At 65.6% G+C, this 23,453-nt stretch carries 23 protein-coding genes; 12 read left to right on the top strand and 11 right to left on the bottom strand.

Annotation, left to right across the window (positions count from 1 at the left end; genetic code table 11):
* The first annotated feature begins 5 nt into the window (after nucleotides 1-5).
* From KYN89_RS06205 to KYN89_RS06175, 7 genes are all read left to right on the top strand, one after another.
* Nucleotides 6-797: an AglZ/HisF2 family acetamidino modification protein gene (locus tag KYN89_RS06205; RefSeq protein ID WP_010232980.1), complete on the top strand. Its 792-nt coding sequence runs from the start codon at nucleotides 6-8 to the stop codon at nucleotides 795-797.
* Between the two features lie 20 nt (nucleotides 798-817).
* The gene (locus tag KYN89_RS06200) at nucleotides 818-1,858 is read left to right on the top strand and encodes a polysaccharide biosynthesis protein (RefSeq protein WP_222824297.1); all 1,041 of its coding nucleotides are present in this window, start codon (nucleotides 818-820) and stop codon (nucleotides 1,856-1,858) included.
* The gene (gene wbjC, locus KYN89_RS06195) at nucleotides 1,855-2,964 is read left to right on the top strand and encodes a UDP-2-acetamido-2,6-beta-L-arabino-hexul-4-ose reductase (RefSeq protein WP_222824296.1); all 1,110 of its coding nucleotides are present in this window, start codon (nucleotides 1,855-1,857) and stop codon (nucleotides 2,962-2,964) included. The genes KYN89_RS06200 and wbjC overlap by 4 nt, the downstream gene beginning before the upstream one ends.
* A gap of 4 nt (nucleotides 2,965-2,968) precedes the next feature.
* Nucleotides 2,969-4,102: a non-hydrolyzing UDP-N-acetylglucosamine 2-epimerase gene (wecB, locus tag KYN89_RS06190; RefSeq protein ID WP_222824295.1), complete on the top strand. Its 1,134-nt coding sequence runs from the start codon at nucleotides 2,969-2,971 to the stop codon at nucleotides 4,100-4,102.
* A gap of 113 nt (nucleotides 4,103-4,215) precedes the next feature.
* Nucleotides 4,216-4,950 (top strand): class I SAM-dependent methyltransferase, encoded by a 735-nt coding sequence (locus KYN89_RS06185; RefSeq protein ID WP_222824294.1) that lies wholly within the window; start codon nucleotides 4,216-4,218, stop codon nucleotides 4,948-4,950.
* Nucleotides 4,951-4,968: 18 nt separating this feature from the next.
* Nucleotides 4,969-6,285: a glycosyltransferase family 4 protein gene (locus tag KYN89_RS06180; RefSeq protein ID WP_222824293.1), complete on the top strand. Its 1,317-nt coding sequence runs from the start codon at nucleotides 4,969-4,971 to the stop codon at nucleotides 6,283-6,285.
* Entirely contained in the window at nucleotides 6,278-6,766 is a 489-nt protein-coding gene (locus KYN89_RS06175) for a WbuC family cupin fold metalloprotein (RefSeq protein WP_222824292.1), read from the top strand. The genes KYN89_RS06180 and KYN89_RS06175 overlap by 8 nt, the downstream gene beginning before the upstream one ends.
* On the opposite strand, the gene KYN89_RS06170 is transcribed toward KYN89_RS06175, so the two are convergent.
* The 4 genes from KYN89_RS06170 to KYN89_RS06155 form a co-directional block, all read right to left on the bottom strand.
* A complete protein-coding gene (locus tag KYN89_RS06170) occupies nucleotides 6,759-8,036 on the bottom strand; it encodes a tetratricopeptide repeat protein (RefSeq protein ID WP_222824291.1) in 1,278 nt (425 codons plus the stop codon). The genes KYN89_RS06175 and KYN89_RS06170 overlap by 8 nt on opposite strands.
* Entirely contained in the window at nucleotides 8,029-10,275 is a 2,247-nt protein-coding gene (locus tag KYN89_RS06165; protein WP_222824290.1) for a GumC family protein, read from the bottom strand. The genes KYN89_RS06170 and KYN89_RS06165 overlap by 8 nt, the downstream gene beginning before the upstream one ends.
* A 51-nt stretch (nucleotides 10,276-10,326) precedes the next feature.
* The gene (locus KYN89_RS06160) at nucleotides 10,327-10,953 is read right to left on the bottom strand and encodes a polysaccharide biosynthesis/export family protein (protein ID WP_248285050.1); all 627 of its coding nucleotides are present in this window, start codon (nucleotides 10,951-10,953) and stop codon (nucleotides 10,327-10,329) included.
* A gap of 186 nt (nucleotides 10,954-11,139) precedes the next feature.
* Entirely contained in the window at nucleotides 11,140-12,585 is a 1,446-nt protein-coding gene (locus KYN89_RS06155; RefSeq protein WP_222824289.1) for an O-antigen ligase family protein, read from the bottom strand.
* 53 nt (nucleotides 12,586-12,638) lie between these two features.
* On the opposite strand from KYN89_RS06155, the gene KYN89_RS06150 reads away from it, so the two are divergent.
* On the top strand, nucleotides 12,639-13,106 hold the full coding sequence (locus tag KYN89_RS06150) for a hypothetical protein (RefSeq protein WP_222824288.1): 468 nt from the start codon (nucleotides 12,639-12,641) through the stop codon (nucleotides 13,104-13,106).
* Nucleotides 13,107-13,130: 24 nt separating this feature from the next.
* On the opposite strand, the gene fabI is transcribed toward KYN89_RS06150, so the two are convergent.
* The 5 genes from fabI to KYN89_RS06125 all read right to left on the bottom strand — a co-directional run bounded on the left by fabI (nucleotide 13,131) and on the right by KYN89_RS06125 (nucleotide 17,823).
* Nucleotides 13,131-13,934, bottom strand: a complete 804-nt coding sequence (gene fabI / locus KYN89_RS06145) for an enoyl-ACP reductase FabI (protein ID WP_222824287.1) — start codon at nucleotides 13,932-13,934, stop codon at nucleotides 13,131-13,133.
* Nucleotides 13,931-14,965, bottom strand: a complete 1,035-nt coding sequence (locus KYN89_RS06140; protein ID WP_010235605.1) for a YihY/virulence factor BrkB family protein — start codon at nucleotides 14,963-14,965, stop codon at nucleotides 13,931-13,933. Before KYN89_RS06140 ends, fabI begins: the two co-directional genes overlap by 4 nt.
* A 7-nt stretch (nucleotides 14,966-14,972) precedes the next feature.
* Nucleotides 14,973-15,923 carry a DnaJ C-terminal domain-containing protein gene (locus tag KYN89_RS06135; protein WP_222824286.1) on the bottom strand — a complete coding sequence of 317 codons (951 nt, stop codon included), beginning with the start codon at nucleotides 15,921-15,923 and terminating at the stop codon, nucleotides 14,973-14,975.
* 74 nt (nucleotides 15,924-15,997) lie between these two features.
* Nucleotides 15,998-16,810 (bottom strand): class I mannose-6-phosphate isomerase, encoded by an 813-nt coding sequence (locus KYN89_RS06130; protein ID WP_222824285.1) that lies wholly within the window; start codon nucleotides 16,808-16,810, stop codon nucleotides 15,998-16,000.
* Nucleotides 16,807-17,823 (bottom strand): mannose-1-phosphate guanylyltransferase, encoded by a 1,017-nt coding sequence (locus tag KYN89_RS06125; RefSeq protein ID WP_222824284.1) that lies wholly within the window; start codon nucleotides 17,821-17,823, stop codon nucleotides 16,807-16,809. Before KYN89_RS06125 ends, KYN89_RS06130 begins: the two co-directional genes overlap by 4 nt.
* Nucleotides 17,824-17,903: 80 nt before the next feature.
* On the opposite strand from KYN89_RS06125, the gene pdxH reads away from it, so the two are divergent.
* Genes pdxH through KYN89_RS06110 form a run of 3 tightly spaced genes read left to right on the top strand, consistent with a single transcriptional unit; the run spans nucleotide 17,904 to nucleotide 20,289 of the window.
* Entirely contained in the window at nucleotides 17,904-18,524 is a 621-nt protein-coding gene (gene pdxH / locus KYN89_RS06120) for a pyridoxamine 5'-phosphate oxidase (RefSeq protein ID WP_222824283.1), read from the top strand.
* Nucleotides 18,521-19,468, top strand: coding sequence for a cation diffusion facilitator family transporter (locus KYN89_RS06115; RefSeq protein ID WP_222824282.1), 948 nt, complete (start codon nucleotides 18,521-18,523; stop codon nucleotides 19,466-19,468). The genes pdxH and KYN89_RS06115 overlap by 4 nt, the downstream gene beginning before the upstream one ends.
* On the top strand, nucleotides 19,465-20,289 hold the full coding sequence (locus KYN89_RS06110) for a PhzF family phenazine biosynthesis protein (protein ID WP_222824281.1): 825 nt from the start codon (nucleotides 19,465-19,467) through the stop codon (nucleotides 20,287-20,289). The genes KYN89_RS06115 and KYN89_RS06110 overlap by 4 nt, the downstream gene beginning before the upstream one ends.
* A 32-nt stretch (nucleotides 20,290-20,321) precedes the next feature.
* On the opposite strand, the gene KYN89_RS06105 is transcribed toward KYN89_RS06110, so the two are convergent.
* The gene (locus KYN89_RS06105; protein ID WP_222824280.1) at nucleotides 20,322-21,467 is read right to left on the bottom strand and encodes a serine hydrolase domain-containing protein; all 1,146 of its coding nucleotides are present in this window, start codon (nucleotides 21,465-21,467) and stop codon (nucleotides 20,322-20,324) included.
* 29 nt (nucleotides 21,468-21,496) lie between these two features.
* Here KYN89_RS06105 and KYN89_RS06100 point away from each other — a divergent pair, with 29 nt between their 5' ends.
* A complete protein-coding gene (locus KYN89_RS06100) occupies nucleotides 21,497-21,877 on the top strand; it encodes a hypothetical protein (protein WP_222824279.1) in 381 nt (126 codons plus the stop codon).
* Between the two features lie 16 nt (nucleotides 21,878-21,893).
* On the opposite strand, the gene mnmA is transcribed toward KYN89_RS06100, so the two are convergent.
* Nucleotides 21,894-23,048 (bottom strand): tRNA 2-thiouridine(34) synthase MnmA, encoded by a 1,155-nt coding sequence (mnmA, locus tag KYN89_RS06095; RefSeq protein WP_222824278.1) that lies wholly within the window; start codon nucleotides 23,046-23,048, stop codon nucleotides 21,894-21,896.
* Nucleotides 23,049-23,453 lie beyond the last annotated feature (405 nt).

The following is a 23,453-nucleotide window of genomic DNA, read 5'->3' as shown; positions in this document are numbered from 1 at the left end:
ACCAGATGCTGCGTCCCCGGATCATCCCCTGCCTGCTGGTGCACGAAGGCGGCCTCGTGAAGACGGTCGGCTTCGGCAATCCGAAATATGTCGGCGACCCGATCAATGCGGTGAAGATCTTCAACGAGAAGGAAAGCGACGAGCTGATCGTGGTCGATATCGACGCCAGCGTGACCGGCGCGGAGCCCGATTTCCAGATGATCGCGCATCTCGCCGCCGAATGCCGCATGCCGCTGTGCTATGGCGGCGGGGTGAAGACTGCGGCGCAGGCCAAGCGGATCGTTAGCCTGGGAGTGGAAAAGGTTGCGGTCAGCGCCGCAGCGGCAGAGCGCCCGGCACTGATCGGCGAAATGGCCAACGAGGTCGGCCGCCAGAGCGTGGTCACCGTAATCGACTACAAGAAGCGGCGGCTGCGCGGCGGCTACGAAATGGTCACCCACAACGCTACCCGCAACGCCAAGCGCGATCCCGTGGAATTCGCGATCGAAGCCGAGGCTCAGGGCGCGGGCGAGATCGTTCTCAACTCGGTCGACAATGACGGCAAAATGACCGGTTACGACCTGACGCTGGCCAAGCAGCTGCGCGAGAAGGTCGACGTGCCGATCACCATTCTGGGCGGCGCGGGCTCGCTCGACGATATTGCCGAGGCGATCCGCGAAATGGGCATCATCGGCCTCGCTGCGGGCAGCCTGTTCGTCTTCAAGGGCAAGCTGCGCGCGGTGCTGATCAGCTATCCGCAGCCCGATGCCAAGGAACAACTCATCCGTGACGCCATGGCGGCGCGCGGACAAGCGTAAGCCGAGGGGACACGCGAGACATGTTTACCGACAAGACCCTGCTGATCACGGGTGGGACCGGCTCTTTCGGCAATGCCACGCTGCGCCGGTTTCTCGATTCCGACATCAAGGAAATCCGCATCTTCTCGCGCGACGAGAAGAAGCAGGACGATATGCGCAAGGCCTATGCCAGCGACCGGCTGAAGTTCTATCTCGGCGACGTGCGAGACGAGGCGAGCGTTTCCGCAGCCATGCGCGGGGTCGACTACGTCTTCCACGCCGCTGCGCTGAAGCAGGTGCCGAGCTGCGAATTCTATCCCATGCAGGCGGTCAAGACCAACGTGATGGGCACGGAGAACGTGCTGCGCAGCGCGATCGATGCCGGGGTCGAACGGGTGGTGTGCCTGTCGACCGACAAGGCCGTCTACCCGATCAACGCGATGGGCATTTCCAAGGCGATGATGGAAAAGGTCATGGTCGCCTCTTCGCGCAATCTCGAAGGGTTCGACACGACCATCTGCGGCACCCGCTATGGCAATGTGATGGCCTCACGCGGGTCGGTGATCCCGCTGTTCGTGCGCCAGATCCTCGATGGCAAGCCGATCACCATCACCGACGATCAGATGACCCGCTTCATGATGACGCTCGACGATGCGATCGAGCTGGTCCTCTACGCGTTCGAGCATGGCAATAATGGCGATATCTTCGTCCAGAAGGCACCCGGTGCGACTGTGGGGATCCTCGCCGAGGCGCTGCGCCAGATGCTTGGCAAGCCGGACCACGAGATCCGCATCATCGGCACCCGCCATGGCGAGAAGCTGCACGAATCGCTGCTCAGCCGCGAAGAGCGTGCGGTGGCCGAGGATCTGGGCGAATATTATCGCGTGCCCCCCGACGGGCGCGACCTCAACTACGAAAAGTTCGTCGACGAGGGCGAGAAGCGCCTGAGCACGGGCGAGGAATACAACTCGCACAACACCCACCAGCTCGATGTCGAAGGGATGAAGCAGCTGCTGATGAAGCTGCCCTTCATCGTCCGGCTGGTGAATGGCGAAGACGCCGAGATGGAGCTGCTGGGATGAGCATTGCGCTGGTGACCGGGGCCGAGGGCTTTATCGGCCGCAACCTCACGATCCGGCTGGGCGAGCTCGGCCACGAAGTGATCCCGATCGGCCGCGGCCACGATGCGTCCGATCTCGCCGACGCGGCGAAACGCGCCGATTTCGTGTTCCATCTGGCAGGTGTGAACCGGCCGCAAAACCCGGCGGACTTCGCGACCGGCAATCGCGATTTCACCAGTGAGGTGTGCGAAGCGCTGGCCGCCGCAGGCAACAGGGCGCCGATCGCCTATACCTCCTCAATCCAGGCCGCCGCGGACAATCCCTATGGGGAGAGCAAGCGCGGGGCCGAGCAGGCGCTGGAGCGGCATGGCGAGGCAACCGGTGCGCCGGTGCTGATCTATCGTCTGCCCAACGTGTTCGGCAAATGGGCGCGGCCCAATTACAATTCCGCCGTTGCGACCTTCTGCCACAATATCGCGCACGGGCTGGAGATCACGGTCAACGATCCCGCCGCGCCGCTGCGGCTGGTTTATGTCGACGATGTGGTCTCGGCATTCGTTGCTCTTCTCGACGACGGGGCGACGCGCACCAGCGGTGTTCAGGAGGTGCAGCCGGTTTACGAGACCACGGTGGGCGAGGTTGCAGATACGATCCGCAGCTTCCCCGGCAGCCGCGACACGCTGGTCTCTCCGCGCGTGGGTACCGGGCTCACCCGTGCGCTCTATTCGACCTACCTGAGCTATCTGGAGCCGGACCAGTTCAGCTACGGCCTGCCGATCCATGCAGACCCGCGCGGGGCCTTCGTGGAGATGCTCAAGACGCCCGATGCCGGGCAGTTCTCCTACTTCACCTCCGGCCCCGGCGTGACCCGCGGCGATCACTATCACCACACCAAGGCGGAGAAATTCCTGGTCATCCAGGGCACCGCCCATTTCGGCTTTCGCCATATCGTCACCGGCGAAACCTACGAGGTGGTGACGAAGGGCGGCGAGGCCAGGATCGTCGAGACCATTCCGGGCTGGACGCACAACATCACCAATATCGGCGAGGACGAGCTTATCTGCATGCTCTGGGCGAACGAGATTTTCGATCGCGCCCGGCCCGATACCATCGCCGAGAAGGTTTGAGATTATGGGCAAGATGAAGGTCATGACGGTTGTCGGCACGCGGCCCGAGATCATCCGCCTGTCGCGCGTGCTGATCGCGCTGGACGAGGCGTGCGAGCATATTCTGGTCCACACCGGACAGAACCACGATTATGAGCTGAGCCAGGTCTTCTTCGACGATCTGGGCATCCGCAAGCCCGACCATTTCCTCCACGCAGCCGTCGCCGGAGCGCCGGTCGCGACGATCGGCAACATCATGATCGGGATGGAAAAGCTGCTCAAGGAGGTCCAGCCCGAAGCGCTGCTGGTGCTGGGCGACACGAACAGCTGCCTGTCCGTCCTCCCTGCCAAGCGCGCCAAGATCCCCGTGTTCCACATGGAGGCGGGCAATCGCTGCTTCGACCAGCGCGTGCCGGAGGAAATCAACCGCCGGATCGTGGACCACACCGCCGATATCAACCTGACCTACAGCGATATTGCGCGCGAATACCTGCTCGCCGAAGGCCTGCCGCCCGATCGCGTGATCAAGACCGGCAGCCCGATGTACGAGGTGCTGCACGCCTATATGGACCGGATCGACGCGTCCGACGTGCTCGACCGCCTCGACCTGAAAGAGCACGGCTACTTCGTGGTCAGCGCGCACCGCGAAGAGAATATCGAGAGCGATGCCAACTTCCTGCGGCTGGTCGAGATCCTCAACCGCACGGCTGAAACTTACGACCAGCCCGTGATCGTCTCGACCCATCCGCGCACCCAGAACCGGATCGACCGGGCGGGGGTCGAATTCCACCCCAATGTACGCCTGCTCAAGCCGCTCGGCTTCCACGACTATGTGCGGCTGCAGAAATCGGCGCGCGCCGTGCTGTCGGACAGCGGCACGATCACCGAGGAATCCTCGATCCTCAACTTCCCCGCGCTCAATATCCGCGAGGCGCACGAGCGGCCCGAGGGGATGGAAGAGGGTACGGTGATGATGACCGGACTCAGCGCAGAGCGGGTCGAACAGGGCCTTGCGATCATCGCGTCGCAGGCGCGCGGCGAGGATCGCGATCTGCGGCTGGTCGCCGATTATTCGATGCCCAATGTCTCGGCCAAGGTGGTCCGCATCATCCATTCCTATACCGATTACGTTCGCCGCACGGTCTGGAAGGAATACTGACGCGCGGGTCGATCCGGCCCGCCTGCATGGACTCGCAGAGGGGCGGGGCATATATCGGCGCACGAAACGCCGCGTAGCCGTACGATGATCGTGCTGCGGAACGAGGAAATTCGATGAACGAGATGGTGACGCAGAAAAAGCTGGCGGATGCCCAGATCGAGGCATTCTACCACGACGAGTTCGTCGAGGATCAGGTGCGCGACTTCGGCAACCTCAACGATGCGGATTCGGGCGGCAAGGCGATCGTCGATATTGGCGGCGGCTGCGGCTTCTTCGCGCGCAGTTTGACCGACGTCCACGGCTATCGCACCCGCGTGCTCGACATGGACACTCGCTCGGTCGCGAAATGCCACGAGATCGGGGTCGACGCGGAACTGGGCGATGCGCTCGCCCCCGTGCCGACCGGCGACGAGGACGTGGTCTGTTTCAACCTGATCCTCCACCACCTCGTCGGCAAGAACGAGGCGGAGACGCGGCGCTTGCAGCTCCAGGCGCTCAAGGCGTGGCACGGTAAGGCCCGGCGCGTGTTCGTGAACGAATATATCTACCAGAGCTTCGTCCCGCACCTGAGCGGGCGGTGGATCTTCGAAATCACCTCAAGCAGCCTGCTGTCGGCAGTGGGCAGCGCGATCGGCAAGGTTGTGCCCGCACTGCGCGCCAACACTTTCGGCGTCGGCGTGCGTTTCCGCTCCAACGAGCAATGGCGCGAGCTGTTTGCCGAAGCGGGGTACAAGGTCGTGGGCCATGCCGAAGGCAAGCCAGAGCCGATCTCGCCGCCGCTGCGTGGTCTGCTGATCAAGACGATCCGCCGCGACAGCTACCTGCTAGAGCCGACCGCCGTCGCCTGACACGCGCAGGGGGTAGCGATGCATGATATCCGCCATCCGGCGGCCGAAGGATCGGCTGACGTCTCTGCAGGTGATCCCCGCAAGCTTAAAATCCTGATCCTCAGCCAGTATTTCTGGCCCGAGGGCTTTCGCGTCAACGACCTCTCCAGCGAACTGATCGCGCGCGGCCACGAGGTTACCGTGCTGACCGGCCTGCCGAACTACCCGGACGGTAAGATCTTCGCCGACTTCCGCGAGAACCCCGGGAAATATTCGAGCTTCGAAGGGGCCCCGGTCCACCGCGTGCCGGTGATCCCGCGCGGGAACAGCAGCCTGAAGCTGATGCTCAACTATCTCAGCTTTGCGCTTTCAGGCACGATCTTCGGCCCAGGCAAGCTGCGCGGCCAGCGCTTCGACGCGATCTTCGTCTTCCAGACCTCGCCGATCACTTCAGCGCTGCCCGCGCTGTGGATCGGCTGGCGCAAGCGCGCGCCGGTGCTGATGTGGGTCCTCGACCTGTGGCCCGATACGCTCTCCGCCATCGGGGTGGTCAAATCGCCCGCGCTGCTGGGGCTGGTCGGCAAGCTGGTCAGCTTCATCTACAAGCGCTGCGCGCGTATCCTCGTCCAGTCGCGCGCGTTCTACAACAATGTCGAGCGCTATGCGGGCGGCACGGACACGATCCGTTATTTCCCCGGCTGGCCCGAGCCCGTGTTTCAGAACGCGGTCGACGGGCTCGACCCTCCGCCCGAGCTCTCTCCCTATGCGGACGACTTCAAGGTGATGTTCGCGGGCAATCTGGGCCAGGCGCAGGATATTCCCGCGATCATTGAAGCGGCAGACGTACTGCGTGACGAGCCTGCCTTACGCTGGATCATCGTGGGCGAGGGGCGTGCGGGCGACGATGCGCGCGCCGAGGTCGCCAGGCGCGGACTGGAGGGCAAGGTGATCTTCGCGGGCCGTCACCCGCTCGAACGCATGCCATCCTTCTTCAGCGCCGCCGACGCGCTGCTGGTGACGCTGCGTGACGAGCCGATCTGGTCGATGACGATTCCGGGCAAGGTCCAGTCCTACCTTGCCTCCGGCCGCCCGCTGCTCGGCATGTTCAACGGCGAAGGCGGGCGCGTCATCCGTGAGGCCGAAGCCGGGATGACTGCACCCGCTGGCGACTACCGCACACTGGCAGACAATGTCCGCACAATGATGCGCATGTCGCGTGAAGAGCGCGCCGAGCTTGGCAGGAACGGGCGTGCCTACGCGCAGGCCCATTTCAACCGCGCCGCGCTGATCGCCAGTCTGGAAGAGTGGATCGTGGAACTTGGTGACAAGACGACTGCGGAGCGACAGCATGCCTAACCTCGCGGATCTCACCCCTGCCTTCCTCGACGAGTTGAGCGAAGCGGCACTCCGGTCCGACCGGCGGCGGATGCACTATTGCATCCACGCTGACCACTCCGACCCGGTGCAGATGCTGGTCAACGCGGTTGCGCCCGACAGCTATATCCGCCCGCACCGCCATAGCCTCGATCCGAAAGTGGAGCATCTGAGTGCGCTGCGCGGAACCTTTGCCTGCTTCGTGTTCGACGATGCGGGAGAGGTCATGTCCAGCCAGATTTTCGGCGAGCATGGCGATGCGCCTTTCGGCATCACGCTGCCGCCCGAGGCGTGGCACACGGTGGTCGCGCTGGATGATGGCGCGATCCTGCTCGAAGTGAAGCAGGGCCCGTTCCGGCCCGAACTGGCGAAGGAGCCTGCCGACTGGTCGCCCGAGGAAGGCACGGCGGAAGGTGTTGCGCTGATCGAGCGGCTGCGCGCCGGGCTCTCCGGCGTCAATTAGCGTTCGCGCCGACCCGCGTGATCGTGGGGCTCGTGAAGGACGTGTTCTGTGCCTGGAAGCCGCTCGACTGGCGTGCCGTGAGCGTTAGCGTCTGCTGTGGGCAGTCGCCGGGCACGGTGAAGGCCTTGCGATAGGTCTGCGTGCCCTGTCCTTCGGCCAGGTCCGCCATCGCGAAGGGCTGACCATCCGTGCAGGCGATTTCCCAGCGATAGGCGGAACGATCGCTTCCCTGCGGTGCCTCGAAGCTGCCCGCAAGGCGATAGCGGCCCGGGGCGAGCCGCAATGCCTGACTGGCGACCGCACCCGATGATGATGGGACCTTGCTCACGTCGAGGACGTAATCGTCCCCCGAACGGATGATCGTGGGCAGAATGCCCGTCGGTTCTTCCAGCTTCCAGTCGAAGGATGTCGAATAGGCCCGCGTCTGGCTGAAGGGCCGGATCGTGCCTGGCTTGCGGTTGATCCGGCTGGTGTAGTAATCCCAGGCGTCCTGGCGGAAGCCCCGGTTGTACAGGTTGGTCGCAAGCAGCTGATCGGCGGGATAGGCAATCTTGGTGCCCGCACGCCGCAGTTCTTCGACCAGCAGCGCGATATCCTTGGGGTTGCTGGCGCTCATCGCCGCAACATTGATGAAGTTCTGACCCCATGGCGGGTTGCTGCGAAACAGGCGGATGAGTTCCTTGCGCACCAGTGGCTCGCTTGCCGCACTGGCCAGCGTCGGGAAGAGCACGTCGGTGGCGTTCTCTTCGGTCCGAAGCGCGAGATCGTAGTGCTCCAGCGCGCCGCGGATGTCGCCCCGCATGGCCGCCTGCTCGATCGCCCAGATATGCGCGCGGGTCTCGCGGCGGGACATCCGCAACGCATAGGCGAATGCTTCGTCGGTTTGCGCCGGTTGGTTGTTGAGCTGGCTCGCAAGGCCGATCGCGACCGCAGCGTCGACCGCAGTCGGGTCTTGCTCCAGCGCGCGCGCAGCGACTTCGCGGAAATTGGTCGGACGATTACCCTGGATCGGGTTCGACACCTCGGAGAGGGCAAAGCGGCCCGCAATCACTGGGTTGGACGGATCGACCGCATAGGCGAGGTCGATCGACCGTCGCGCCATCGCCGAACCCAGCGAATAGACCCCGCTGGCCACGCCGCTCAGCACTGCGAGGGCAGCAATGACGTAACGGGTCCGCTTGCCCAGCGGCAGCGAAAAACCGGACGCGGAAGCTCCGCCCGCGGCCGAGGCACTCGCTTTCGCGGTGCGAGCGGGTTTGGCGTCAGGCACTCTTGCCCTCATCCTCTTTGCCGTAGGAGTATCCATATTCGTAGCCGTAGGAATAACCGTAGGCGGATTTCTTGGCTTCGAACTTGGTGAGGAGGGCGCCGAAGATGCGGATGTTTGCGGAGTTCAGGCGTCCGATGGCGTTCTTGACGAGGCCTGCGCGGATATTGTGGGATTCGACCACGTAGAGCACGCCTTCGACATGGGTCGCGATCAGCGGAGCATCGGCGAGGCCCATCACCGGGGGCGAGTCGATCACGACGTGGTCGTACATTTCCAGCAGGCGGCGCATCAGCAGATCGAGGCGGTTGCCGGTCAGCAGTTCGGCGGCGTTGGGCGGGATCGGACCGGCCGACATCGCGGTGAACCCCAGGTGGGTCATCGGGAAGGTCATGGTCTCGATCTCGTCGTCGCCGGCGAGGAAGTTGGACAGGCCGCGATCGTGATCGACCCCGCCCAGCTGGTGGACCGAGGGCGAGCGCATGTCGCCATCGACCAGGATCACGCTCTTGCCCGCACGCGCCAGCGTGGTGGCAAGCGCCAGCGAGCTGGTCGACTTGCCTTCCGCAGGCCGGGTCGAGGTGACCGCGAAGGAACGCGGCACGCCGTGTTCGGTGGTGAAGCCCAGATTGGTGAACGCGGCGAGATAGGCATCGACCAGGCTCGACTTGCGATCGAGCAGCGCCTCGTCCGGGCGCCCCTCGGCAACCGTGGGGATGGTGCCCAACAGCGGCAGGCCGAGCTTGCGGCGCACCTCCGTGGGATCGGTGATCGCCTCGTCGATCTGTTCGAGCAGGAAGGCCAGCGCCGCGCCGATACCCGCGCCCACGATCAGCGAGAGCAGGACGTTCATCAGCAGGTTGGGGCTGGAGGGGGCCTGCGGGACATCGGCCGGATCGATGATCGAGACATTGTTGACCCCGACCCCGCCGGCAACGCCGATCTCCTTGAAGCGCTGCAGCAGCCCGTCATACAGCGCGCGGTTGGTATCCACCTCCTGCTGGTAGATATTGTACTGGATCGAGCGGCGACGCAGGTCGAGATAGTCCGCCTTGAGGCGATTGACCCGCGCCTGCAGCGTCTGTTCGCGCTCCAGCGCGGCGCGGTAATCGCCCTGCAGCGAGCCCGAGACGCGCGCTTCCTCGCGTGCGATCGCCCGGTCGAGCTCGTCGATCTGCGATTGCAGCGCGCGCGCCTGCGGATAGCCCGGCTCGAACCGGACCATCAAAAGCTCGTACTGGCCGGCCAGATCGGCGCGCTTCTCGCGCAGGTTGTTGATCGCCGGGTTGGACAGCGATTCGGTGGAGGAGGAGCCGCCGCCCGCCTGGCGTGCGCGCGCCTCGGCCTGGATCCGGTCGGCGGTCGCCTCGGTCAGCGCGGCGTTGAGCGCGGCCAGATCGTCGGCCACGATCGAGCGTTCCTGCGTGCGCCCGTCGGCCCCGGGCTGTGCGGGCAGGTTGATGATCTCCTCGCTCGAGGCGTAGGTCACCAGCTGGCGCTGGGACTCATCGAGGCGTTCCTTGTAGTCGGCCAGCTGCGCCTGCAGCTGCTCGCGCCCGTAGGAGGTCGCCTGGACCTTGCGCTCAAGGTTGGACTGGATGAAGTTTTCCGCCCAGCTGTTCGAGACCCGCGCGGCAAACGCGGGATCGGGCCCGGTAAAGCTGATGTCGACCAGCCGCGAGAGGCGCGCGGGTGCAACGCTGATATTGGCGAGCAGGATCTCGCCCGCGATCCGCTGGCGGTCCTGGCGGCCCTGCGCGGTGTAGCGCCCGTTATCGAGCGCGAAGGCGGGGTCGTCTCCGCCTTCCACGCCGTAGGATGCGAAGAACTCGGGATTGTCGATCAGGCCCAGCTGGCCGGCCACCCGTTCGGCCAGGGTGCGCGCACGCAGCAGGCCGTACTGGGTCTGGTAGAACTCCTGGTCGGAGATGGAGACCTCGCGCTCGACCCCTTCGAAGTTGGTCACCTGGCTGCCTTCGCGCGAGATCTCGATCGTCGCGGTGGCGGTGTATTGCGGGGTCATCAGCAGGGTCGCGACCAGGCCCAGCGCAACGCATGCCGCGATCGAACCCAGGATCAGCCAGCGCCAGCGCTGCGCGATCCGCAGGTAATGCTGCACGATCGAGGGACCATCGCCCTCTCCCGGCTGGCCCGCCTGCACGCCCAGCGGATTGCCGCCACCCTGCGGGGGCTGGTCGGAAGGGCCGGACTCGCTGCCGAACCGGGAGGCCTGGATGTTCATGCTCGGCAAAAACCTTGTTGCAGGCGCACGTTTGCGCGCGCCCGGAAAAACCTACTGCAAAATCGTGACCAGCGGCGATGCCAGCAGCGGCGCCACCGTCAGGAAGTCGCGGAACAGACGTCGCTGGGGGGAGTCGCCCACCACCACGATGTCGTTGGCGTAAATCGCGGGGTCGTCGTACAGCCCGCGCTCGATCGCCTCAAGGCTGTAGAGCCCGGCCATCCGCCGGCCGTTGACCGTGCGCAGGATCACCACCTCGTCCTTGCGCGCAAACTCGCTCGTCCCGCGCGCCGCCGCGATCGCACGCAGCAGCGTCGTCTGGTTGGTCACCGGATACAGGCCCGGGGTCTCGACCTCGCCCGACACGGTCACCACCTGGCTGACCGAGTTGACGATGTTCACCGTCACCTCCGGATCGCGCACGTAACGCGCATCCAGCGCCCGCTCCACATCCATCGCCAGCTCGCCCGCGGTCTTGCCGCCAGCCTCGACCGTGCCCAGAAACGGCAGCGCAATACGCCCGCTCGCATCCACCTGAACATCGCGCGTGAACTCGGGATAGTTGAATACCTCGATCCGGATCGTGTCCAGCGGACCAATCAGCGCAGGACGATCCGCCGCCACCAGATCATCGCGGTTGGGTATAGGCAACCCATCCGCAGCCTCCACCACCGTCATGCGATCCGTCGATACCAACGGCTCCGGAGACCCGCACCCCGACAAAAACAACACACACAATAGCAATATCAATCGATGCATTATCTGCCTCTGGCGTGAATGGTCGAGTGGAAGGAGTCCGGGCAGACCCGACGCGCCCCCAGACTGGCGGCGCAGATAGGCCGAAACGCTATTCCGGTAAAGTGCTCATTGGGCCGGGTTCGTGTTTCGCCGCCGGGTGCCACCGCCGGACTTGCGCTTGCCTGAACCGGATTTCCCGCTGCCAGCGATGCGCTCTTCGCGCGGGTATCCGCCCGCCAGCCAGACCGCCGCGATCGCGCCCAGCGCCATGATGATCGGCGTGCGCGCGGGGTAATCGACGAAGCTGGCCGCGAACACCAGCAGCAGCATCCAAGATCCCAGCACCGCCAGCCCGCGCCCGGCAATCCATGCGCGCACGCTGGCATAGGCCCACCAGCCGATCCCCACCACCAGCAGCAGTGCGCCCAGTACGCCGCCTTCGAGCACCACCTGCAGGAAATCATTATGCGCAAGGTTGTAATAGCGGAACTGGAGCATCGCGTCGGGTTCGGCGATGCGGAAGACCGGATCGAAAGTGCCGAAGCCGCTGCCCACGGGGGCGAAGGTGGCAGCCATCATCGACACCACCCCAGAGAGATCTTCGCGTGCATCGCCGGAGATCGATTCCGAGCCCAATCTGTCGAAGGACTCTGCCCGTCCGAGCACGACGCTCGCAACCACCAGGGCGATCAGGATCGCCGCGCCCACAAGCAGCGCGGATCGGGGAATCTTCGGCGCATTGCCGCCCGGGATGACGAAGACCGAGGCGCCCGCCACCAGTGCAAGCGCGCCAAGTGCCAGACCGGCGCGCGACCCCGTGGCGAGGATCACCAGCACCATCAGCACGATCGAGAGCCCGCCACCGCCCAGCGCGAAAGCGGGAGAGAAATGGCCCCGGCGAACGCCGCGCGCCGCGACGAAAAATACAGCGACAATCGCCATGGCGAGCATAAGCGCCTGATGGTTGCGGTTGGCGAGCACCCCGCTTGCCTCGCCCGCGCTGTCGTTGATCAGCGGGTGGTCGAGGCTGATGCCGGAAAATTCCGCGAGCCCGACAAGCAGTGAGAGCACAGCCATAACAATCACAGCCTGTACGATGCGCCACTGCGCCTTTTCGGGCAGGTAGGCAGCGAAGGCGACCGCTGCGACCGGTACCACCAGCGACATCAAGGCGTTCATCGTACCTGGAGGCGAAAGGCTGATCGGCCGCCATGGCTGTGTGCCAAGCCCGGCGACATCGGCGGCGTCGAGGAACAGGTCGCGCCCCGGCATGGCGGTCCACAATCCCGGCGGGAGTGGGATCAGCTGTACCGCGACCAGCAGCGCTGCGGCGGCGAGCAGGATCAGCGGCATGCCTAGTTTGAATTGCGTCGGCCGAGCCTTGAGCACGAAGAACACCAGCACGGCCCAGGTGCCCACGCGGGTAACCATCTGGCCCAGCACATCGGCGCGCGATGCGCCGCCCGCCAGCCAAACGATCGCGAGCAAAACCAGCAGGCACACGAAGGCGAGGCTTTCCGGGCTGCCGCTACGTTCGAACGGAAGCCAGGATTTCAGAACATTGCGCTTCATTTTGAAATTGTTTCCGTCCGGGGTATGCGACGCGCGTCTTTAGGGAAGTTTCAATGATCAAGCGAATCATGCTGCTGGTTGCAGCCTTGGGATGTCAGGCATGCGGCCAAGAGACCATCGAGCCTTACAAGGTCGATAGCTTCGCCGGTCGTGAAATTCCAGCGGCGCAAAAGAAGGCTGCCCAGGCGCTCTCGATCGGCAATGCGTCTGCGCTGACCTATTCGGACAGCCCCTATACCCAGGCGGTGCTGTGCGATGTGGCGACCGACACCGTGCTGGGCCCCTATCGCAATTCCGCCCAGCTCGACCAGACGCAGCAGGCGGCGATGGCGCAACTGCTTGAGCTGTTCGACAAGCGCGCGCAGACTCAGGCACGCGAAGCGCAAAAGAACGCGAGCGAACTGGCGCAAGATCGCGAATCGCTGGCCGAGCAATTCATGCCTACCCGCCCGGCCAAGGCGAAGGTCGCGCTTGCCTGTATCCGTGAGATCGAGGGCTTCGGCGACCTTCCGGGGATCTAGCCTCCGGGATCTGACCCAGGGAAGCTAGCCGAGCGCGATGTCCGGCGCGTCTTCCTGCTTCATCCCGACGACGTGGTAGCCCGCGTCGACATGGTGGACCTCGCCGGTGACGCCCGACGACAGATCGCTCAGGAAATAGAGGCCCGAGCCGCCGACATCGTCGATCGTGACATTGCGGCGGAGCGGCGAATTGAGCTCGTTCCACTTGAGGATATAGCGGAAATCGCCGATCCCGCTGGCGGCCAGCGTCTTGATCGGCCCCGCGCTGATCGCGTTCACCCGGATGTTGTCCGGCCCCAGGTCATTGGCGAGATATTGCACGCTGGTTTCCAGCGCGGCCTTGGCGACGCCCATCACGTTGTAATGCGGGATGACCTTTTCTGCGCCGTAATAGGTCAGGGTCAGGATGCTGCCGCCATCGGGCATCATCGCCGCCGCACGCTTGGCCACCGCGACCAGCGAATAGGCAGAGATGTTCATGGTCATGAGGAAATTGTCGAGGCTGGTGTCGACATACTTGCCGCGCAGCTCGCTCTTGTCGGAAAAGCCGATCGCGTGGACCACGAAATCGAGGCTGTCCCAGTGGCTCTTGAGCGTCTCGAACGCGGCGTCCAGATTGTCCATGTCGCTGACATCGCAGGGAAAGACGATCTCCGAGCCGAGCTGTTCGGCCAGCGGGCGGACCCGTTTCTCCAGCGCCTCGCCCTGATAGGTAAAGGCCAGCTGTGCGCCCTGCGCGGCGCAGGCCTTGGCAATGCCCCAGGCGAGCGATTTATCGTTGGCGAGCCCCATGATGAGCCCCCGCTTGCCTTCCATCAGACCGGTCATGGTTTCTCCTTCTCGTATCCCAGCGCCTCTGGCGCGATCCGCGGCTCGTGCGCGCTCATCGTCGCCAGCCGCTCTTCCTCTGGCGTCTCTGCGAGCGCCGCGTTCAATTGCGCCCCGATAACGACGCCGAGCCCGACCAGCCAGAAAAACAGCAGCGTGATGATGATTCCGGCGAGCGAACCATAGGTGAGGTTGTAGCTGAAAAAGCTCCGCAGCACCTGCGGCAGCGCGACCGTCACGCCGACCCACCACAAGGTCACCGCCAGCGCGCCGGGCCATTTGGGATAGCGTTTCTTGCGGTACTGGCCGGGAGTCAGCACGTAGAACAGCGCGTAGAAAGAACCGAACAGGCCGAAACCGGGCACGAAGCGCGCCAGTGCCAGCTTGCCCAGCGCATCGCTGAGGGGCGGGAAATAGGCTGCAATGATTTGCTGCGCGGTCCCGATCATCACCTGCGCGATCAGCGACAGCATCAGCACGATGACCGCCGCGATGATTATCCCGGTGGATGCGAGGCGGTACCGCCAGAAGGCCTGGGTCGCCTCGGTGCCGTAGGACCGGCGCAGCAGGTCGCGGATCGTCTCGATCAGGCTGCCCACGGTCCACAGGCCCAGCAGCCCGCCCGCCCACAGCAGCCAGCCCTGCCGCGCGTCGATCACGTTGCGCGCCACGGGCTCGATCACCTCGGCCACAACCGGCGGCATCGCGAGCAGGAGGGCGTTGATGCTGGCCGCGCGCTCGCTGCTCTCGCCGAAGGCGGCGAAGATTGCCGCACCGGTGATGAAGAAGGGAAAGATCGCGAGCATCGCGAGGTAGGCAAGGTTGCCCGCGTAGAGGAAGCCGTCGTTGAACGTGCCCACCAGCACCCGGCGCGCAACCTCGTAGGAGCGGAAATACTTGTGTTCCGGCGCGCCGCGCGAGGTCCGCAGGGCCTGCGCCTCACGCCGCCGGTCTTCGGGGGTCAGCGAGTGGATCTGCCGGTTTTCAGGATCGGGAAGCGCCTGTCTGAGACGCGGAATGAGGCGGCCCATCGCCACCTCAGGTGCTCAGGTCCGCGCGTGGGTCGCTTGTGTCGGTCCATCCCTCGAGTGCTTGCTGAAGCGGGCCGATATCCTCGGGCAGGACGATCTGGATCGTTACCAGCTGGTCGCCGCGGCCACCGGTTTTGCGCGAGAAGCCCTTGCCCGACAGGCGCATGGTGGTGCCGCCGCTGGTGCCCGGCTTGATCGTCAGCATCACCGGCCCGTCGACCGTGGGCACGCGGACCTTGCCGCCGCGCACCGCCTCGCTCAGCGTGATCGGCAGTTCGAGCCGAACGCGGTCGCCGTCGCGTTCGAAATGGGGGTGCTTGTCGATTTCGACCGTGACCAGCGCGTCACCCGCGCCGCCGGGCCCCTGTTCGCCCTTGCCACGCAGCCGCATCTGGGTGCCGCTCTCGACCCCGGCGGGCAGCTTGAGATCGATCGTCTTGCCGTCGGACAGGGTGATCCGCTGGTCGATCAGCCTTGCGGCATCGACGAAGGGCACGCGCAGGCGATAGGCGATGTCCGCACCCTTGCGCGGGGGTGCGCTGCGCGAGCCGAAGCCGCCGCCTCTGGCGCTCCCGCCGCCCATCGGCCCGGTCCGGCCGCCGCCGAACAGGCCTTCGAACAGATCGCCCAGATCCACGTCTTCGCCGCCGAAGCCGCGAAAATCCTGGTTCGAATAGCCGCCGCGCGGCCCTGCGCCACCGCCGCCGAACCCGCCGCCACCGAAGGGATTGGTCGGATTGCCTTCGAGGTCGATCTCGCCGCGATCGTAGCGGGCGCGCTGTTCCTTGTCGGACAGCAGATCATAGGCCTTGGTGATGTCGGAAAAACGCTCGGCCGCCTTGGGATTGTCCTTGTTGCGGTCGGGATGGAGCTGCTTGGCGAGCGTGCGATAGGCGCTCTTGATCTCCTTTTCAGACGCACTGCGCCCGATGCCGAGGATGTCGTAAGCGTCTGCCATGAGCTGCTAGCTAGAATTCGCACCGGGTCCGCGCAAGGCGCTTGGCGACATAAGCCGGGTTACGCACAGCACAATCAGGCATTTGCAACGCGGGTCTCCTCGACCAGAATGGCACTCGCGTCGGGTCGCAGCGCAAGGCCGCGCAGCCCGCGCGAAAGCGTACAACTGCCCACGGGCAGCGGCTGTTCGTCCAGCGTGACCCCTTCGGACAGCGGCAGAACCAGACACTCGCGCCCGAAACGCCGTTCCGGCAAAGCGGCAGAACCGGTCAGTTTCGCGACCCGGAAAAACGGCCCGTCGATGAGTTCGGCATAGTCGCCGCTCGTCTCACCGGCACGGGTCAGCAGAGCGTCGTCGAACGGCTGACGCCGGGCCACCCGCAGCGCCTCTTCGAGATGCAGGTCGCGCGGGCGCCCGTAATCGTATAGGCGATAGGTCACATCGCTGTTCTGCTGCACCTCCAGCAGGCTGATGCCCGGGCCGATCGCGTGGATCGTGCCGGCCGGGATCGACACGAAATCGCCCGGCTGCACTTCGAGCCGGCGGACCGCGCTCTCGATCGATCCGTCGAGCGCCCCTGCACGCAGTTCGTCCACGCTCATCGTCCGCTCCAGCCCGACCGCGATGGTCGCGCCGGGCTGCGCATCGAGGATGTACCAGCACTCGTTCTTGCCCCGCTGGCCTGCCGGGGCCTGCGCATCGTCGGGGTGGACCTGCACCGACAGCGCGGCATCGGTGAAGATGAACTTGACCAGCAGGCTGTCGAGCTCGGGCGGCGGATCGAACCAGATCTCGCCCAGCGGCTCTTCGCCCGGATTGGCGAAAGGCGCAGGCGGCGTTTGCCGACCCCACACCTTGCGCACCAGATGGACCGGGAGCGTCCTCATGAGAGAGAGGCTCCGTCCAGCTTGCCGACATCCTGCGCCGCATCGGCGCGCATGACGAGAATCTCGTCGCCGTCGACCACCACGATCACGTCGTCCAGCCCGACCACCGATACCCGCGGCCCGTCGCTGTCGACCATCACTCCGCTGCAATCCAGCAGTTCGTGCGGCCCGCGAGAGGCGCCTCCGCGCGCCTCGCGCAGCGCGTCCCAGCTGCCGATATCGGACCATCCCATGGAGACGGGGACCATTGCGGCATGGGCGGTGTTTTCCATCACCGCATAGTCGATCGATTCGCCCCGGATCGTCTCGAACACCTTGGCATCGGGGCGGAACAGCGCCCCGTCCTCGGTGCCTTGCGCCACTGCAGCCTCGCACAGGACCGCCATTTCCGGTCGGTGTCTGCGGAGCTCTTTCAGGAATACGTCGCGGCCAAAGGCAAAGATCCCGCCGTTCCAGCTGTAGTGGCCATCGGCAAGGAAGCGCTGCGCAGTGGCAAGGTCCGGCTTTTCGACGAACGCGTCGAGCCGGAAGCCGTCCGCGAGAGCCTCCCCCCGCTTGAGGTAGCCGTAGCCGGTGTGTGGATGGCTTGCTTCGATCCCGAAGGAGACCAGCCAGCCCTGCTGGGCCAGCTGCGCTGCGGAGCGAGCGGCCTCCCGGAATGCGGGCGCATCGGCAATATAATGGTCGCTCGGGCAGACCAGCAGCACGCTGCCTTCCTGCGCGCGCAGCGCGGCGAGCGCGATCGCGGGCGCGGTGTTGCGGCCCATCGGTTCAGCGATAATCGCAAGCTCATCGCCGCACTGTTCGCGCACCAGCGGCACATGCGCCTCGCCCGCGACCACCAGGGGGGCGGCGAATTGATCGGGATCGGCCACCCGGTCGAGCGCCTGCTGGAACAGCGTCCGCTCGCCCAGCAGCGGCAGGAAGGGTTTGGGCCGGGCAGGGCGAGAGCGTGGCCAGAGGCGTGTGCCTCCGCCGCCGCACAGGATCACGGGCTTGATTAACGCCGACATGGCCGGGTGTTTACCAAGCACTCCTTACCAAATGAATGCGCCAATTGCGGCTCTGCACGGGCGGGGCTAGGGACCGGAGCATGAGCGACACCTCCCATACGCCCGCCACCAGCAGCGCGCTGCCCACCGATGGCCCGCTGGCGTTGTTCGACCAGTGGTACGCCGAAGCGCGCGCGAGCGAGCCGAACGATTCGAACGCAATGGCGCTGGCAACCGCCACGCCAGAGGGTCGCCCGTCGGTACGGATGGTGCTGCTGAAGGACTTCGGCGAGGGCAGATTCACCTTTTACACCAACGCGCAGAGCCGCAAGGGCGAGGAAATTCGCGCCAATGCGCATGCCGCACTGCTGTTCCACTGGAAGAGCCTGCGCCGCCAGATCCGCATCGAAGGCCCGCTCACCCAGGTGAGCGACGCGACCGCCGACGAGTATTTCCACTCGCGCTCGCGCCCGGCGCAGCTTGGCGCGGTCGCGTCAGACCAGTCGCGCCCGCTCGCGGATCGCGAGGCCTTTGTCGCACGCTATCACGAAGCCGAGGCACGCTTTGCGGGCGGCGAGGTGGAGCGGCCCGCGCACTGGACAGGGTTCACCCTGCACGCCGAGCGGATCGAATTCTGGCTCGACCGCGACAGCCGCCTGCACGATCGCCGCGTGTTTCTGCGCGAGGGCGACGGCTGGACGAGCACGCTGCTGTTCCCATGAGGAGCGGGTCGGCCAGCGAGAGGGCAAACCTCGGCCGCGCCGCCGCCATCGCATCGATTTCGACCGCGCTGCTGCTGGTCGCGCTCAAGCTATGGGCGGTGTGGCAGACCAGTTCGGTGTCGCTGCTCGGCAGCCTGGCGGACAGCGCGCTCGATCTGGTGGCGAGCCTTGTCACCCTGCTCGGCGTCATCGTCGCTGCGCGTCCGGCCAGTTCCACCCACCGTTTCGGGCATGGCAAGGCGGAAGCGCTGGCAGCGATCTTTCAGGTGATGCTGATCGCGGTGTCCGCCGCAGGCATCGCCATGCGATCCGGGCAGGCGCTGGTCGAAGGCGAGCGGGTGGTCGCCGCGCAGGAAGGGATCGTGGTCAGCGTGATCGCGATCCTTGCAACCTTCGCGCTGCTTGCCTTTCAGCGTTACGTTCTCGCGCGGACGGGCTCGCTCGCGATCCATGCCGATCATGTGCATTACCAGTCGGACCTGCTGCTCAATCTCGCAGTGATCGCGGCGCTGGTGCTCGATCGCTATCTCGGCGTGGCGTGGGCGGATCCGCTATTCGGCCTCGCGATCGCCGCGTGGCTGCTGTGGGGCGCCTGGCGTGCGGGCTCGGAAGCGGTCGATCATCTGATGGATCGCGAATGGCCGGAGGAAAAGCGCCGCCGCTTCGTCGAGGTCGCAGCGCGCCATCCCGAACTCGCCCGCCTGCACGATTTGCGCACGCGCACGAGCGGCGGAATCGATTTTGTTCAATTTCATGTGGACCTCCCCGGCGACTACACCGTTGAGAAGGCTCACGATATCATCGACCGGGTCGAACAGGAGCTGGGCCTCGAATTTCCAGAGGCCGAGCTGCTGATCCACATCGACCCTGCCGGTCATGTCGATGAGCCCGGAAACACACTCGTCGAGCAAGACGAGTTCGCCAAGCTGGAGAGCAAACCATGACCACGCTGCCTTACTGGCACGTCGACGCCTTCGCCAACCGGCCCTTCGCGGGCAACCAGGCGGCGGTGATGCCGCTCGCCTCGTGGTTGTCGGATACGACGCTGCAGGCGATCGCAGAAGAGAACAATTTCGCGGAAACCGCCTTCGTGGTGCGCGACACCAGCGGCGGGGCCGACTGGGAGCTGCGCTGGTTCACCCCGACCAGCGAGGTCGCGCTGTGCGGCCATGCCACGCTGGCCGCGGGGCACGTGCTGCTGGACCCGGACAACCGCTTCGGAAACGAAAGCGGCGACAGCGATTCGGTGACATTCCGCACCCGCAAGGCGGGCCTGCTCGAAGTGCGGCGGGTCGAATCGGGTTATGAGCTCGCGCTGCCGATCACCAGGGTGGAGGAGGGCGAGTATCCCTCTCTGCTCAATGCACTGCACGTCTCCGCGCCGCTGTTCGAATCGGTCAGCGGGGCGGAACAGACTACCATCGTGCTGCTCGAAAACGAAGCGGAGGTCCGCGCGCTGGAGCCGGACATGCGCGCACTCGCCAAGATCGACCGGATGGTCATCTGCACCGCGCCGGGCGACGAGACCGACATCGTCAGCCGCGTGTTCGTGCCCGCCTGGGGCGTGCCGGAAGACAGCGTCACGGGATCGGCCCATGCGGCGCTGGCTCCGTTCTGGGCGCAGCGGCTGGGCCGCGACACGATGAGCGCGTTTCAGGCCTCCGCGCGTGGCGGGCATCTGCATTGCCGGATGGATGGCGAGCGGGTGTGGCTCGGCGGACCATGCGTCACCGTTGTCGAGGGCAAGTTCCACCTGCCCGAATAGGGCGTGCGGGCGGGGCCGCGCCCCTCACCGCGTTATGGCGTGGGGTAGAGTTCCACCAGATCGTTGATCTGGCGCAGCAGCGCGCGGCGTTCTTCCGCGTCCGAATGGCCCAGCCGCACGATCGTCAGCTTCTGTTTGGGTGAGACCACGATGTACTGGCCCATGTGCCCGATCGCGGCGAAGATGCCTTGCGGATTGTCGATCGGATAAAGCTGGTTCTGCGGATCGGAGGCCTGCGTGTTGAGCCAGATCTGCCCGCCGTAGAACGGCGCGGGCGGACTGGGTTCGACCATGAAGTCGATCCATTGGCGCGGGACCAGCTGGGTCCCCCGATAGCTGCCGTGATTGCGCAGGAATTCGCCGAAGCGCGCCCAGTCGCGCAAGGTACCGTGGATCGCGCTGCCGCCGATCAGCGTGCCCGCTGCGTCGTATTCCGGCACCATCGAAGTCATGCCCAGCGGGCCGAACAGGCGAGTGCGCAGGTAGGTATCGACCGCCTTGCGCCGTTCCTCCGGGTCCTGGCTGTCCCTGGTCAGCACGTCGGCGGCGATATCGGCGAGGATCACGGTGGTGTTGCTCGAATATTCGAACTTCTCGCCCGGCTCGGCCTCCAGCGGCTGTTCCTCGGCGAACTTCGCCATATCGTCGCGCTGGTCGAGGAACAGCATGCGCACTTCGCTCGATTCATAGGGCACCTCGCCGCCCTCTGTATGGTCGAGGCCGGAACGCATCTGGAGGAGGTCGCGCAAAGTGATCTCGGCGCGCGCATCGCCGGGGCGCTGCCATTCGGGCACCGGCGCGGGCGCATCCAGCTCCAGCGCGCCATCGGCGACCAGCATGCCGATCATCACTGCAGTCACCGTCTTGGCCATCGACCAGCTGATGAAGCGGGTGTCTGCATCATAGCCGTCGGCATAGCGCTCGCCGACGATCTCGCCCGCGTGCATGACCAGCGCGGCGCGGGTTTCGCCAAGGCCCTGCTCATCCTCGAACAGGTCGCCGAATTCCATCGCCAGCCGCTCCCGCCCGACGCCGGGATTGTCCCCGATCACCGACAGTTCGGCCTCGGTTGCGCCCGGATCGGTCTCCGCGCCCCCACCGCACGCGGCGAGGCACAGAGCGAGGGGGAGGGTGAGGCAGACGGGGGTTGCAAGCGCACGGGCGCGGGGCGAAGACATGCGCAGCAATTCGCACGAGAGAAGCCCGCTTGGCAACGACAGATACCCATTCCGCTTACACCGCCAGCCGCCAGGGCGCCCGCCGCCGCCTGTGGCCGCGCATCCTGCTGGTCGCGCTGCTGGTGCTGGCGAGCATCGCGGCGATCGCGTTCTTCGCCAATCGCACGGCGATCAACGGCTATGCCGTGACCGGCGCGGCCTACGCGGCGCGGGTCGGCTGCTCGTGCCGCTATATCGGTGGCCGCCCGATCGGCGATTGCGCGAAAGACAAGGTCGCCGGGATGGAACTGGTCCGCCTGTCCGACGATCCGGCGACGAAGAGCGTTACCGCCACGTTCCCGCTGCTCGCCAGCCAGACCGCGACATATCGCGAAGGCTATGGCTGCGTGCTGGAGAAGTGGGAAGACTAGCGCGGGTTGGCGCGTGTCAGGCCGCGGGCCGGGTGCTGTCGATCCAGCCGCCGCCGACTGCCCGGTCGCCCGCATAGATCACCGCCGCCTGCCCCGGAGCGACGCCGTATTCGGGCGTGTCGAAGGTGATCGTGACGGGTGATCCCTCGCCCAGCGAGCCTTCCAGCGTGACCGGCACCGGTTTGGCGAGCGAGCGGACCTTGGCCGTCAGCGGCAGGTCGGGCAGCGGGCCGATCCGGTTGGTGTCGACCAGCTGTGCGCTCGCGGTGGCAAGCATGGCCTTGGGCCCGACGCGCACTTCCGCGGATTTCGCATCGAGCTCGACCACGTAAAGCGGCTCCGGCTGACCGCCGATCTCGAGCCCGCGACGCTGGCCGACGGTGAAGTGGACTACGCCTGCATGCTCGCCCAGCGTTTCGCCGGTGCGCGCGTGGACGATGGCACCGGGCGTCGCGCCTTCTGGCCGCAACTTCTTGACGATGCCGGCATAATTGCCGTCGGGCACGAAGCAGATGTCCTGGCTGTCGGGCTTGGCCGCGTTGCGCAGACCCGCTTCCTCAGCGAGCGCGCGGACCTGCGACTTGGGCATCCCGCCCAGCGGGAAGCGCAGGAAATCGAGCTGCGGCTGGGTCGTCGCGAACAGGAAATAGCTCTGGTCACGCCCGGCATCTTCGGCCCGGTGCAGTTCCGATCCGCCCGCACCCATGACCCGGCGCACATAATGCCCGGTGGCGAGGCAATCGGCATCCAGTTCGCGCGCCATGGTCAAAAGGTCGGTGAACTTGGGGCCCATGTTGCAGCGGATGCAGGGCACCGGCGTGCGTCCAGCGAGGTAATCGTCGGCAAACTGCTCGACCACCGATTCGCGAAACGCGCTCTCATGATCGAAGACGTAATGCGCGATCCCCAGCCGGTCCGCCACGGCGCGCGCGTCGGCGATATCGTCGCCCGCGCAGCAGGCACCCTTGCGGCCCGTCGCGGCGCCATAATCGTAGAGCTGGAGTGTGATTCCGACCACGTCGGCGCCCGTCTTCGCGGCCAGCGCGGCGACGACCGAACTGTCGACCCCGCCCGACATCGCGACCACGATCCGGCACTCGGAGGCCGGGCGCGGCAGATCGAACAGGTTCGCGGCCTGATCGGCGTTCGAGAGGAAGGTGGTGTCGGTCATGGGGATACTCGTAAGCCCCGCATATAGACCCGCGGGCCCAAGAGACAAGAAAAGCGCCGTTTGCGGGCGGCGCTCGCGTTAACGCAGGCCCGCGCCAAGCGACTGACTTATGGCGGCATTTACCCTCTCTTGACCATATTCGGGTTAGGCAGGGGGCATGTTCGAGGGAGCAGACAAGATCGCCGCGGCCAAGCCAGCGGCAGATGAGCACGGACTCAGGCGAGTCGGGTGGTCCGAACTGGCCGCCGCGATCAGCCTTTCGCGCGCCCTGCGTACGCAGGACCCCGGCCTCCTTTCGCAGGCCGGCCCGTCCTTCGACCGAACCGAGGCAAAAGACGAACGCGGCGTTAACCTTGTGTCTTTAGCGCGCCGCAAAGCGAGCCGGGGTAGGGCTTCTTCCAGCGC

This window comes from Alteriqipengyuania abyssalis, from assembly GCF_019857185.1.
GTDB classification, from domain to species: Bacteria; Pseudomonadota; Alphaproteobacteria; order Sphingomonadales; family Sphingomonadaceae; genus Alteriqipengyuania; species Alteriqipengyuania abyssalis.
This window is presented reverse-complemented; position numbering and strand designations above follow the sequence as displayed.